The sequence below is a fragment of the Companilactobacillus mindensis DSM 14500 genome, from assembly GCF_001434275.1.
GTDB classification, from domain to species: domain Bacteria; phylum Bacillota; class Bacilli; order Lactobacillales; family Lactobacillaceae; genus Companilactobacillus; species Companilactobacillus mindensis.
In genome coordinates this window covers 17,657-32,157 of the sequence record NZ_AZEZ01000061.1, presented here as the reverse complement: position 1 = coordinate 32,157, position 14,501 = coordinate 17,657, and the positions used below count along the sequence as shown (strand labels likewise).

9 protein-coding genes are annotated in these 14,501 nt (G+C 38.5%); 3 read left to right on the top strand and 6 right to left on the bottom strand.

The window, feature by feature from the left end; genetic code table 11:
* Positions 1-12 precede the first annotated feature (12 nt).
* Positions 13-2,715, bottom strand: coding sequence for a YhgE/Pip domain-containing protein (locus FD29_RS05725; protein WP_186810610.1), 2,703 nt, complete (start codon positions 2,713-2,715; stop codon positions 13-15).
* A gap of 98 nt (positions 2,716-2,813) precedes the next feature.
* Positions 2,814-3,569, bottom strand: a complete 756-nt coding sequence (locus FD29_RS05720; protein ID WP_057887992.1) for an alpha/beta hydrolase — start codon at positions 3,567-3,569, stop codon at positions 2,814-2,816.
* 69 nt (positions 3,570-3,638) lie between these two features.
* Here FD29_RS05720 and FD29_RS05715 point away from each other — a divergent pair, with 69 nt between their 5' ends.
* Entirely contained in the window at positions 3,639-4,331 is a 693-nt protein-coding gene (locus FD29_RS05715; RefSeq protein ID WP_057887991.1) for a ribonuclease H family protein, read from the top strand.
* Positions 4,332-4,402: 71 nt separating this feature from the next.
* Here the strand turns inward: FD29_RS05715 and FD29_RS05710 are convergent, their stop codons facing one another.
* On the bottom strand, positions 4,403-7,117 hold the full coding sequence (locus FD29_RS05710; RefSeq protein WP_057887990.1) for an HAD-IC family P-type ATPase: 2,715 nt from the start codon (positions 7,115-7,117) through the stop codon (positions 4,403-4,405).
* Between the two features lie 226 nt (positions 7,118-7,343).
* Between FD29_RS05710 and FD29_RS05705 the strand changes: the two genes are divergently transcribed.
* Entirely contained in the window at positions 7,344-8,009 is a 666-nt protein-coding gene (locus tag FD29_RS05705; RefSeq protein ID WP_057887989.1) for an MmcQ/YjbR family DNA-binding protein, read from the top strand.
* Positions 8,010-8,479: 470 nt separating this feature from the next.
* Here the strand turns inward: FD29_RS05705 and FD29_RS05700 are convergent, their stop codons facing one another.
* Positions 8,480-9,424, bottom strand: a complete 945-nt coding sequence (locus tag FD29_RS05700; RefSeq protein WP_057887988.1) for a DUF1002 domain-containing protein — start codon at positions 9,422-9,424, stop codon at positions 8,480-8,482.
* A gap of 175 nt (positions 9,425-9,599) precedes the next feature.
* Here FD29_RS05700 and FD29_RS05695 point away from each other — a divergent pair, with 175 nt between their 5' ends.
* Positions 9,600-10,655: a D-alanine--D-alanine ligase family protein gene (locus tag FD29_RS05695; RefSeq protein WP_057887987.1), complete on the top strand. Its 1,056-nt coding sequence runs from the start codon at positions 9,600-9,602 to the stop codon at positions 10,653-10,655.
* Positions 10,656-10,791: 136 nt separating this feature from the next.
* Here FD29_RS05695 and nagE read toward each other — a convergent pair whose 3' ends face one another.
* Together nagE and FD29_RS05685 are read right to left on the bottom strand one after the other, a co-directional pair.
* A complete protein-coding gene (gene nagE / locus FD29_RS05690; protein WP_057887986.1) occupies positions 10,792-12,768 on the bottom strand; it encodes an N-acetylglucosamine-specific PTS transporter subunit IIBC in 1,977 nt (658 codons plus the stop codon).
* A 294-nt stretch (positions 12,769-13,062) separates the two neighbouring features.
* Positions 13,063-14,097 carry a helix-turn-helix transcriptional regulator gene (locus FD29_RS05685; protein ID WP_057887985.1) on the bottom strand — a complete coding sequence of 345 codons (1,035 nt, stop codon included), beginning with the start codon at positions 14,095-14,097 and terminating at the stop codon, positions 13,063-13,065.
* Between the last annotated feature and the right edge of the window lie 404 nt (positions 14,098-14,501).

The following is a 14,501-nucleotide window of genomic DNA, read 5'->3' as shown; positions in this document are numbered from 1 at the left end:
TTTCAAATAAGACTATTCGATCAACATACTCTTCTTAGCACTACGGTGTAGTTTGTGCATCAATGGCTTGATCTTTTCAGTTGTAAGTAGACCAAGGAGATAGAAGACGACACCGAAGGCTACTAAGATGATGATATCTTTGGTTGCGTTTGGCCAATAAATCCCACCGACCGCTTCACGGATCAGATTGACCGCGTAAGTAAATGGCAAGTATGGATTAATGACTTTGAAGAATCCATCTGATAGGACAACCGGGAAGTTACCACCACCACCGGAAATTGATAGGACCAAGATAATGATACCTAATCCTTTACCAACGGTACCAAACATCTGCACTAGAGAGTACAGAATAGATATAAAGGTAAAGGAAACTAACATACAGAATAAGACTAAGTAGAGTTTTTCTTTCGTATAAGCGTGAATGATAAGCAGATCACCAACCGCAGCGGCAATGGCTTGTAATTGGTTCAAAAAGCCAAAGGTCAAGTAACGACCGTTGAAACGTTGTTTGAATGAGTAACGATACTTCTGACGGTCATTCAACTTGAAGTGAACGGTGAAGACACTGGATAGAAGCAAAGCACCAACCCAGATACACAAAGCCAAGTAGAATGGAGCACTAGCAGAACCATAGTTAGGCACATCGTAGAGGTTGACTTGTTTTAATTTGACCGGATTAGCGAAGAAATCAGATTCCGTATTGGCATCGGATTTCATCAATTTGATCAAAGCACCCAAATCGACGTTCTTTTGGCCCTTACGCAACAGATTAGCTGAATGGTGAACATCTTTCTTTAACTGTGGCCAATCGTTCTTAGCGAAGTCATTAGCAGTCGAGAGAGCTTGTTCTAGTTCAGGCGTCTTGGAGTTGACCAAATTCAAAGTTGTCGTTAATTCATTTTCGATCTGTGGCAATTGATATTGGACGAAGAAGGTTGCTGTGGCCATCTTCTTCTTTAAAGTAGGGTAGTCATTGTTGTAGAAATCATTGATCAGATTTATACCGGTCGTGATATTACTCATATTGCCGTTTAATAATTGGTTAGCATCGTGAATTTCGTTACCTAAAGCAGGTAATTGTTTTTGGTACTTTTGGAGGTATGTCAAAGCAGTTTCCAACACACCTTTAGTATTGTTCAAAAGTCCTGGAATAGCAGGGATGATGTTGTTATTGACTTGGCTCAAAGTTGAACCAGCATCTTTTAAGAAGTTACTGATGCTTGTCAAAGTACTTGAAACACTGTCCATGATATTGAGACCCTTGATGTCTGTAACGCCATCAGCGACCTTTTTAGCTTGTGTCGATAGATCAGACAACTTGTTTTGTAGATCAGTTGTATCGAGATCATCGTAGTGATTTAGGATATCGTTAGCTTTATCAGCTAAGGAATCGTTAAGATCAGCTAAATCGTTGAGATGTTGAATTGGCGTATTGAAGATAGTTATTGGATCTTTGCCAAGTTGGTCAGCCAATTTGTTGAAGAAGTTTTGCAAGTCAGTCAATGATGAAGCGACTTGGCGACTGATCTTCGATAATTGGGCAGCATCGTTGGCGATGTTTTGAATAACTGTCTTGAGTTGTTCCTTCAATTGTTGATTCTTAGGATCATCTTTGATCTTGTCGATCAAATTGTTGGCATTGTCCATTGAAGTACTGATCTGTTTGGCAATGTTGTAAACCATTGAAAGACCAGTATCGACAGTCGTTTTAATGACTGGCAATGCTTGTTGGATCTTAGGAATCAATTCGTTATTGGCTTTATCAGTGGCGTTTTGGGCATCTTCACCTAATTTTTGGATGTCAGGTACGACGGCTTGAACTTTGTCGATAACTTGGATTCCGTTTTTAACTTGATTGATACTTGTATCCATCAAATCGGAAATTTTGCCAAAGTCAGAATCGACTTCATTGATCTGCGTACCAGCGTTACGAATTTCGGGAATCTTGCTTTGAAGTTGTTTAGCAGCACCGCCACCAGCATCAGCTAATGGAAGGAAGTTGTTCAAGCTGACTAGCTTCTGAGCATCCTGATTCAACAATGGCATGTAGCCATACATATCGTTAACTTGTTGTAGTTTTTGATTTAAGTTAGGAACGATCGTGTTGGCTTTTTGAACTTTATCCATGATATCTTGCAATTCGGGCAAATTATCATCAGTTGTGATCAATAAACTCGAAAGTCTTCTCAACATAGGCAAGTTCTTTTGAATGTCACCACCAGATTTGTTCAAAACCTTAGTGATCGTCTTACTGATTGTTCCAATAAATTCATCTGAAACGGTATTTTGTAACGTTGTGGCCCCCGACTGAGTTAACTTCGGGGCGACCGCATTGATTTTCTGGTTGACCGAGAATACCAAGGTAGGTTTTTTGATATTTCCAGATAAGAAACTGACAATGTCTTTAGAAAAGCTCTTTGGTACATAAATACCAGCGTAGAATGAACCATCCTTAACGTTTTGGTCAAGTTCCTTTTTGGAATCAACAAAAGTCCAACCTAATTTTTTGTTCTTCTTTAAATTGGCGATTAGTTGATCTCCGATTTCAATCTTTTGACCCTCAAGTTCGACAGCTTGATCATCGGAATAAACACCAACTTTTAAACCACCAGTGTTTGAATAAGGATTCCATAAAGCCCAAACGTTGAACCAACAGTATAGACATGGCAAGATAATCATTGCTAACATCAATAAAGTGGCGGGTTTGGACTGCAAAGTCCTTTTTATATCTAGTCTAAATAGCTCCCAAGCTTTGATAGAAATCCCCTCCAAATCTCTCTTAAAACTGATCGGCGCATGGCCATTATATAACGTTATGGTAACGGATTGTAGTAAATGAAGCCGTTGACCATGTTTAAAATCTCAGAATCATCGTGCAGCATAGAATGTTCCGCGTTGGAGCCTTTGATCAAATATTCGTTATACTCTTTAGCACGGGGCTTTAAAATATAAGAAATTGATTTGGCCGATGTAACGGAGATGTACTTGTCACTGTTTGAGTGATCACCGACGTTACCGTAAATATTCAAGACACGTAAATCATCTGAAATGTTGTTTCGATTAATAAAAATTCTAAAATAAGTTGGACTCATAAATGTTGGCCGACCGTCAGGCTTGATCTGGTTGATGTTGGGAAGATCGCCTAAACCAAGAATACCGTTGAACGGCCCCGCAATGAGTACTAATTTTTTAAGTCTGGGCATATAAGGACGCATTTTTTCCCGCAAATTAACTAAGACTAGGGCAACCGCACCCAACGAGTGCCCAATCGCGTCATAGGTCGTAAACTCATGTTTTAATCGCAAATCAAATAAGAGTTTCACTAACCAATATTCCATCTGGTTACTGCCAACCCATTTGTTTTGAAAAACGACTTGTACAATGGGATGCTCATCCTCAGTCCAAGTTCCCTCATATGTGACTTTCCCGCGCCAGTTAATTGTTACTTTGAGAAATTGGTCTTTTGTTTTACCGTTACATTCCAAAGCAGATTCAATCATTTTTTCGGTCGTATAATCTCCACCACGAAATCCATGGATATAGAGAATCGGCCATTGCCCATTTTTCATAAATTCACCCCAACAATATATTATTATATAATTATTATTGAGAAATATTAACCAAATGAGGTATGACAATTGCAAAAATATTATGCAGTAAGACGTGGCAAGACCCCTGGAATCTATTTGACCTGGCCAGAATGTAAGGCTCAAGTCGATGGATTCGCAGGTGCTAGATACAAAAGCTTTACCGATAAAGCCCAAGCTGAAGCATTTCTTAACGGAAAAGATTCTTATAACGCAACGAAGTCGCCTAAGAAAGCTGCCAAGTCAAAAGTTTCAAATATCGATGATTTTGATGTCGTCATCTATACCGATGGTGGGTCTAGAAATCACGGAAACTTTAAGGGTGGCCATGTGAAGACATCGGATAAAGCCGCTTGGGCTTATCATATCAACAATAAAGGCCAGACATATGAAGGAACTGGCGGTGAATTTGGAGCAACTAATAACCGCATGGAGATAATGGCCCTAATTCAGAGTATTATTCGTTTAAATGACTTAAAAATCAACAAACAAAATGCGATTTTTGTCCTAGATTCTCAATATGTGCTAAATGCCATCACTAAAAATTGGTTGAATGGCTGGAAGAAACGTGGCTACAAAAAGGCTGACGGCAGCGTTCCAGTCAATATTGAATTGTGGAAAGAACTGGATAAATTATTACCAACAATTCCTAATAAAACTTTTGAGTGGACTAAGGGACACGCAACCAATGTTGGAAATAATCGGGTCGATGAACTTTTGAATGAAACTATGGATCAGATGTAAATTATAAAAAAGAACATCAATGGTTACTAGAATTAGATATCTAGTAAGACTGATGTTCTTTTTATTTGTTATTAATCTTTTCTTAAAATATGGTAACGAATATATTTACCAATTTCAGTTACGATCAAGACAACAATACCGGCTAGGATTGGAATGATCCAACCATAGTAAAGGTTGATACTTGTCGTGTGGAAAATATCTTGCATAAATGGCAAGTAGATGATTCCCATTTGCAAGAGAATCAAAATACCAATGATGTAGAATGCCATCTTGTTTTGGAAGAAGTATTTGGAAATAACTGGGTGGTCATTTCGCAAATTGAATAGATAGAAAATTTTACCAAAGATGATGATGTTCAAGGCCATTGTACTACCAACTACTTCGGGCATACCTTGACCAGTTAAGAAGTCGAACGCCCAAATACCAAGTCCAGAAATCAAGAGAGAAACATAGACGATCTCAAAGGTATCGAGTTTGGTCAACAGTCCGGCTTTAACATTTCTAGGACCACGAGCCATGATGCCGGCTTCTGGTGGTTCGAAGATGAAAGCAAACTGAATCGTCAAAGCGGAAACCATGTTGATCCAGAGCAATTGAGCAGGGAAGAGCGGTAGATCTTGACCTAAAAGAATACTGATAACAACGATCAAACCTTCCGCAAAACTGGTAGGTAGTAGGAAACGAATCGTCTTACGAATGTTATCAAAGACGTGTCGGCCTTCACGCACGGCTACAACAATATCGGCAAAGTCATCATCGGCTAAGACCATGTTAGCTGATTCTTTAGCAACTTCGGTACCTTTAATACCCATGGCAACCCCAATGTCGGCTTGCTTCAAGGCTGGAGCATCGTTGACGCCATCACCAGTCATGGAAACAACGTGGTCATTAGCTTGTTGGGCTCGAACGATACGTAATTTGTTAGCTGGAGTAGTATGGGCAAAAACGTTGTAATTATCAATTTTAGCATTCAATTCGTCGTCAGACATGGCATCGATCTCAGGACCGGTAACAGCACTGATGACGGAATCTAAATCAAGCTTTTTAGCGATGGCAGAAGCCGTTTCAGGGTGGTCACCAGTGATCATTTTTACCTTGATACCAGCCATACGCAATTCGTGGATCGAAGTACGGGCTTCTTCTCTTGGTGGATCGATGATACCGACCATTCCGGCTAAAGTAAGACCAGAAATTTGATCGGGGATGATTTCAGTAACTGAATCATCGACAACTTTATAAGCCAAAGCGACGACACGAAGGCCATCAGAGGAAAGTTCTTTGATTTTATTGTTCCAATAAGTTTGGTCGGTAGATGTGACTGACGCATTGATGATAGTTGTAGGAGAACCTTTGACCATCAAAACTCGTTGGTCGTTCAAGTTAGCCAAACGAGCTGAGAAACGGAAGGCAGAATCGAATGGTAACGAATCAATTTCGTCAACTTCTGGATCATTTCCAGTCATTTTACGATAAAGAGTTGTCAAAGCACCGTCAGTTGGTTCACCAGTCAGTTCCCAACGATTGTTTTCAAAATGCAACTGAGCATCAGTAGTTTGACCAGCAATATTGACTAACCATTGCATACTGGAATCTTTTTTCCAGTCGAATTTTTGATTGCCAAGTTCCAAACTACCAGAGAAATCAACGCCACCGTCAGCATCGTAGCCGACACCAGTTACATCAAAGCTGTGAGTTGGAGTAACGACTTTTTTGACGGTCATTTCATTTTTAGTCAAAGTACCTGTTTTATCAGTATTGACGATATCAACGGCTCCTAAAGTTTCAACCGCAGGTAATGATTTGACGATTACGTTGCGCTTGGTCATTTTACGAGTACCCATAGCTAATACAACGGAAGTACTAGCTGGCAAACCTTCAGGCATTGAACCAACGACCATTGTGATAACAGCAATTAATAAGGTAGGTAAAGTATAAGTGTCAATGAAGTAACCGATTATGAATAAAATTACCGCAGCAATTAAAATAGCAATTGATAGACCGAATCCAAGTGAATTCAAGTTTTTCATCAAAGGAGTGGGCTTTTCTTTGACGGATTCAACTGAATCTTGAATTTGACCAATTTCAGTATCACCAGCTGTGGCAACAACGATACCTAATCCGGAACCGCTTGTGACCGCAGTTGAGGCGTAAACCATGTTCTTACGTTCAGCCAGTGGTAATTTAGGATCACTGATAGCCTCCTCGATTTTTTCAACCGGATTAGTTTCACCAGTTAAAACTGATTCTTGCACGCTCAAGTTATCGGCAGAGATCAGACGAAGGTCAGCGGGAACGGCATCACCGGCTTCCAAGTTAACTAAGTCACCGACGACTAATTCACGCGCATCGATCTCCAATTTTTCACCGTTACGGAAGACGAAGTTTTTGGAAATCAGCATTTCACGAATTTTTTCTAGGGCATTGCCGGCTTGTTGTTCTTGGACATAACCGATAATAGCGTTGGCAATGATAACCAAACCGATAACGATCGAATCTGAGTAACGATGCATCAAGAAGGTCATGATAGCCGCAGCGGCCAAGATATAGATGATACTATTGTTGAATTGTTTGATAAATTGAATGAATTTAGAAGTTTTCTTGACCTCTAACTCGTTGCGGCCATTACGGTCCAAACGACGCTTGATCTCGGCACTGGTTAAGCCGTCTTCAGGGTCAGTTTGGAATTTTTTGACCAATTCATTTTCATTTAATTGCCATAATTCTTTTGAGTCCCTCGGGGGTTCTTTGGAATTATCATTTGAACTAATAGTAGTTTCTTCTAGCATTTATGTTTTGCTCCTAATTGTATTTATCTGTTAAATTGCGATAGATCTTATCCTCAAAGACCAAGGTGCCCACGTCCTTTCCAGCTTTCATATAAATAATTATATTTGTTTATATTATGATATGGGGCTAGACCGTGATTGTCAAAGCAAAAAGTACCTATCCCAATAAAAATTCGAAGATTATAATTATATTAATATAGGAAAAGTTAGATCAGGGGGGGAACATATGGTAATAGAGGAGTTTACTGATTATAAGGTTGACGTTGCTAAATTGACCGATTTTGGCTTTATCAAACAAGGCGAAAACTATGAGTATCAACGATCGATTGTTGCAGGTCAATTTCAATTGATTATTACGACAGATGCAACAGGTATTTTGAATACTAAGGTACTTGATGTGGAAAATAATACCGAGTACACGTTGCACTTACAAACCACTGAGGTTGGCAAATTCGTCAGTAAAGTACGCCAAAAGTATCAGGAAGTTTTGAACGAGATTAAGCTGCAATGTTACGAGAATAATGTGTTCAAAACTCCACAGGCTCAGACGATCATTAAATTTGTAAAAGATACTTACGATGACCAATTAGAGTTTCTTTGGAAGAAATTCCCTAAGAATGCCATTTGGCGTCGCGACGATACGAACAAGTGGTATGCGGCTTTATTGACAGTGGCTAAGTCTAAGTTAGGTCTAGCTTCGGATGAGCTGGTTACGGTAATCGATTTGAGAGCAACTCCAGAAGCAGCTGAAGCACTGGTGGATAATCAAAAGTATTTGCCGGGATATCACATGAATAAGAAAAATTGGTACACGATTATTTTGGATGACACGATTTCTGATGATGAGATCATGCAACGGATTCAAGCAAGCTATCAATTGGCTACGAAATAATCATAAAATTGGGTCTTTTTTTGGCTGTTCACTGCCGCCTTCCATGAAATTCTGGTGGATTGCTGGAACGCTGTGAGAGCAACTTTGAACCAGTTCTACGAACTGTTTTAAAGCTTGTCTGTCTCTAACCTGGCAAGGTACCGCCAGGTTAGAGACTACCACGGCTGAGCATCCACCAGAATTGCATTCCAGACTAGAGAATTTAAGGATTTTTTTGTTTTGAGATATTCATATAGGCAGTTTTGGTAAATATCGACAATATGATTTAGTTATTAGTTCACTGCTGTCTTCCGTGAAATTCTGGCGTGTTTTTGCCAGGTTAGAGATCTTCACGACTGAGCATCTACGGAATTGCATTCCGGACTAAATCTTACGGATAGTCAAGTCCTATGTAGAGCAAATGAGAGTACTCCATGGTAAATAATTGTATAAAAAAAGCCATCTATTTTTTCTAGATGACTTTATACATATTAATTAAACAATCCACTGAAGAATGAAACGATACTGTCCCAAATTCTTTGTAGGAAGTTACGATTTTCTTGAGTATTTAAATTGTTAAAGATATTTTTAGCTTTACTCATGATGTCGCTGCTTAGTTTAGAAGCTTGTTCCTTAAAGTTTGAGTTCTTCAAAGCACCGGAATCTCTGATTTGAACCATCAAATTGATGATCTGTTGTTTTTGATTATCGTTGATGATATTTTGAAGATTATTCTTTTGCAAGTTGTTATTTACAATAGTAGTAATTTGATTAACGGTGATATTGTCACCTTTTTGAGCCATGTCTGACTTGATACCGGCAACGGCATTGTTTAATTGTTTATCGGAATAACCGTTTGTACCTTTGTTGGCATCGGTGATGCCACTGAGGACATTCATTTCCTTTTGCGCAGCGTTGACTTGGCTTTGATTCAAAGTATCGCCACTGTTGGCATAAGCAGCATAGATACCTGCTAAAGCACCAGAACCATCGATTGGTGTGGCAGATGTTACGTAGATGTTGGCATCACTGATACCAGCGGTAACAGCAGCGTTTCGATATTGGTCAGCGGTAATGGTAGTAATGTTGTTTTTACCATTGTAGTCGACGATTTTAACATTGATACCTGAACCAGATGAAGTCTTTTGGATCAAAGCAGATGACCAAACACCTGAGTTGCTAGTGAAAGAACTGCCACTAGGATTCAAATACTTAACTAAAGTATCTCCGGTAACGGTAATTGTTTTGTAGTTACTGTCGCTGATTTGTGAAGATAGGGCGTTGATAGTACCTTGACGTTGGTCGCTAGTCAAAGATGTTCCCAAAGTCATAACTGGTTGATCAGATAGATCGTCAGCTTTAACAGTTTGTGCTGAAAATACTCCCAGCGTGATTACAGATAATAAACCTAATAAAATGATATTTAACTTTTTCAAGGCTATATCCTCCTATAAACCTAATTAAACCAGAGAAATATGAAAAATTCGAGAATTTCTCCAAATTTTTTTTAAAACTTAAATTCCGAAATGGTTTTTTTGCGCGTATTATGCTATTCTATAGGTTCTAGGATTACGCTTAAGTAATAAATTAAAAGGGATTAGGTGAAACACAATGAAAATTGTCGTTCTTTCAGGCGGAAGAAGTACAGAAAGAAATGTTTCTTTATCTTCCGGAGTTAAAATCACCAATGCACTACGTAGCAAAGGCTATGAAGTAGCTTATGTTGATTCATTTTTAGGAAAAGACGTTGATGAAGATAAAATTGACGATCTATTCACAACTGAACCAGAAAGCGAAAGCAAGCTTATCATTGATGATGAAGTTTTAACAGATGCTAAGATCAATGCTTTGCGTACTGATGGTACTAGAGGTCTTCTCGGTAGAAACGTTTTGAAGATCTGCCAACACGCCGATATTGTCTACATGGGACTTCACGGTGAAGATGGCGAAAATGGTAAGATGCAAGCGGTATTCGATGTCTTTGATATCAAATATACCGGAAGTGGTTCATTAGCTTCAGGTCTTGCTATGGATAAGAAATATTCTAAAGAAATTTTTGTTCAAGATGGTATTCCAACTGCCAAATATACTACAACTAAGACTGACAAGATCTTGTCAGAAGACATTCCATTCAACTATCCAATGGTAGTTAAACCATCTAACGGTGGCTCAAGTGTTGGTACACATATCGTTAACAACGCAACTGAATTACGTGAATCAGTTGCCGATGCATTGAGATTTGACAGTGAAGTCTTGATTGAAGAATATATCAAGGGTCGCGAATTCTCAGTTGCTATCGTTGACGGACTTGTACTTCCAGCAGTTGAAGTTACTGTTGATACTGGTTGGTATGATTTCCAACACAAGTTCCAAGAAAATAATGTAACTCACTTCATCACACCACCAAACAACTTGGATGATAAAATTCACGCCAAGATGCAAGCTTTGACAAAACAAACTTTCGAAGCTTTAGGTATGAGCAACTACGGTCGTGTTGACTTCTTGATGCGCGACGATCAACTATATGTAATGGAAGCTAATACTTTACCAGGTATGACACCATTATCATTGATGCCAAGAGAAGCAGAAGCAGCCGGAATCTCATACGCTGACTTATGTGAAAGAATCATTAAGAGTAAAGTTCAATATTACAAAGATGGTAAATAGCGAGTCATTGATTTACTAAAGTATTTAAATTGTAGAAAACAACAAAATAACCTTGAGAAATCATTAGATTTCTCAAGGTTATTTTTGTGGATTATGTATTTTTAACTATATGAAGGGTAAGTCTGACAATTAAAAATTACTTTGTTGTAACTTTAACAATTTCAGTATTTAAATCAACTTTACGATCTAAACCATCGTACTTCATGTAAGCAACACTTGGCATGTTGGTAATAATGACCATCATGTCGGTCTTTTTGCCTGCTTCAGTAATTTTATTCAAATCAACTTGGGCAATTTGATCACCATGTTTCACACTTTGTCCTTCATCGACTTTAATATCGAATGGTTCACCTTTCATTTCAACAGTATCAATTCCCATATGTACGAGAACTTCTAATCCACTGGCAGTTTTAATGCCTAGTGCATGTTTAGTTGGGAAAATAGATGTGATTGTTCCATCAACTGGAGATACAATTTTGCCATCTGTTGGGACAACTGCATAACCATCACCGAGCATTTTTTTAGCAAAGGTATCATCGGAAACTTTCTCAATATCTTCAAGTTGACCATTAGCAACGCTGAAGAAAGTATCAGTTTTGCCAGATTTAACATCGCTAGCTGTTTCTTGTTCGACTGGAGCAGCGTTTGTTGACGATGTTACATCAGCTTTTCCATTGAAAAGTTTTGTTAAAGCATCAGCAACAAATTGAACATCTGTTCCGACAATAATTTGAATATTAGTTTTATCTAGAACGTTAACACCTGGAACACCAACACTCTTGATTTGGGCTTGATTAGCTTTACCCGTATCTTTTAATTGCAAACGTAAACGAGTCGTACAATTGTCGATGACACTAATGTTTTGATATCCACCAATAGCTGCGTAAATTTTCTTAGCCATGATCATGTACTTGTCATCATTTGAATCAGTTGAAACTTCAACAGCATCGGCATCATTTACGTCGTCAACTACTTCACGACCTGGTGTCATTAAGTTAAACTTCTTAATTGCAAAATCAAAACCAAAGTAGTAAATCACAGCCATTACAAGACCTTGTACTAATAACATGTATGGTTTATTAGCAATAGGCATGTGGAAACTTAGAATGTAATCAACTAGACCAGCACTAAATGTAAATCCAGCAGTCCAGTGCATGAAAGCTGCGAAGGCCATTGAGATTCCTGTGAATAGAGCATGGATTAGATATAGTGGCCATGCAACGAACATGAATGAGAATTCCAATGGTTCAGTAACACCTGTAAAGAATGAGGCGAAGGCACCAGCCATCATTAATCCAGCAGTTAACTTTTTACGTTCTGGACGAGCATTCTTGTAAATAGCAAGTGCACCAGCTGGAAGACCGAACATCATGATTGGGAAGAATCCACCAAGGTACATTCCTGTAACACCTTGTGTTCCCTTATTAGCCCAGAAGTTACCAATATCATTGATACCGGCAAGGTTAAACCAGAATACTTGGTTCAAGGCTTGATGCAAACCAGTTGGGATCAAGAGACGGTTGAAGAACCCAAATAGTCCAGCACCGATCCAACCAAGGTTAATCATGAATTCACCAAAACTAACCAAAATATTATAAAAGACAGGCCAAATGAATAGCAAAATAACTGAAACAAATAACATTACGACTGAAGAAACAATTGGAACTAATCTCTTCCCACTGAAGAATGATAAAGCCATTGGCAATTTAGTATCGTGGAAACGATCATACATTGCCGCTGCAACCAAACCAGCGATAATACCAATTAACACATTACCAGCAATCGCATTAAATGCTGGGTCAACGTTTTTAACATCAATACCCTTGAATAAAGCAACATTTTCAGGCTTTAAAACGTTGATAGGAACAATATAGGCAACGACACCAGCAATACCAGTGGCACCATCATTTTCCTTTGACATCCCGATTGCTAAACCAGCAGCAAATAACAATGCTAGTTGGCCTAGGATGGCAGTTCCTCCTGCTTGAAGAAATTGAGCTAAAGCCCACTTTTGTGGCAACCAGTGACCGATACCTTGTAACAGAGCGGCGGCTGGGAGCACAGCGACAGGTAATTGAAGTGATCTACCCATACGTTGAAGATAGGTTTTCATGTGTTGTTTCCCCCTAAAAGATTATTCATTTTTACAACAAGATTTAATATAATGGTATAGACCTATATTTGCAAGCACTTTTATAAATCATGTCATACTGTTCATTGGTAATCGCTTACAGTGAAAAGGCTTTGACTGCTAAAAATTTTTTTTGATAATTAGACAGCAATATGGATGGGATACTTATAAAGCAAAATAATTTGTGAAAAAATGCATAAAATTTATTTGTAGAATTCCTTTTAAATAAAAATACTCATAATTATCGGAACAAAATCCGACAGTTATGAGTATTTTTTACTTGTAATAATTTAAAATTTTATGCGCCGTGGCAGTAATATCATCGATGATCGATTGTGGATATTGGACAACAACTAAGTCGCCTTGACTGCGGACCCACATATTTAGACCGTTTGAAAGTATTCGTCCACTGACATAAATACCTACGCGGTCGTTTTGTTTATCTTTGATTTTAACTATTTTATTATTTTCGTCTCTTTTTATTTTGGCATTGGGTAATTGACTCAGTACTGTGTCTTCATAACCGTAATAAATCAAAGAAAAATCGACCATTTGACCACTATTTAAAAGATAAGACTTTTGGCGAATGGAAGTTTTACTCTCACGCTTATCACGTGGAATAGGGATGGATTTTCTTGAACGAGTGAAGTCATCGTCACGGAATCGATCCAAACGGTAGACTAAACTACCTTCGGCGTGATCTTTATTGGCTTGAGAATAAATAATAACGTAAAAATGGCCGTTGCTATAGTAAAGATCCAAGGGAACGCCGAAGTGTTTGCGATATGATGGGCCAGTTGGAGAACTATTGATGTAGTAAAAACCAATCAACGTTTGTTGGGCAATCAGATCGCGGAACATAGCAATTCTTTCAATCAAATTATCGGTAGTATTAACCGGCAAATAATCCTTGTCGACAAAATTCGATAATTTATCGAGATGGACTTGCTTGTCAGTACCTACCAGTGGCGTAAAGATATCGAGAAGATGTTGAAGTTCAACTGGTTTAAAGACACGTGCACCAAGGACGATTTTTAAGATAGCAAAGATATCATCAAAAGAAACTAGATCACCGTGAGTTAAATAATAATCTTCGCTATCTAATTCGTGGTGAAGTTTGAAAGGTAAAGGACGTTTTTCTTCCTTGTCACCAGTGGGATTTGGATTGATCAAAGCTCGCTTGATTGCGGACATGTCACGTTGAATTGTGCGGGAAGATGTATCAAACTCTTCCATGACGTCGTAGAGATTGACTCTTTCTGATTTGAGCAGTCGAGCAAAAATCTTAGTAATTCTTGCATTGCTTTCCATATTTGAATACCTGCCTTTGTGAAGTATATAACCGTTTCATCAGCATAAATGGTAGCATATGAAAATGTCACAATATGTCCTTGATGATGGCTTGGTATAAAAATTGTTCACTTCCGTCTTCCATGAAATTCTGGTGGATTGCTGGAACGCTGTGAGAGCAACTTCGAACCAATTCTACGAATTGTTTCCAAGCTTGTCTGTCTCTAAACTGGCAGAGTACGCCAGCTAAGAGACTGCCACGGCTGAGCATCCACCAGAATTTCATTCCAGACTAAATGATTTTTCCTTTTGAATCAGCAATATTAAAATGAAATTCCGTCAATTGGATTGAAAAAATCCTTCGAATTTTTAGATATTATAGTCAAAGCTAAGGGCCGTATCCTTTTGCGAAAGCGGACTTTTTT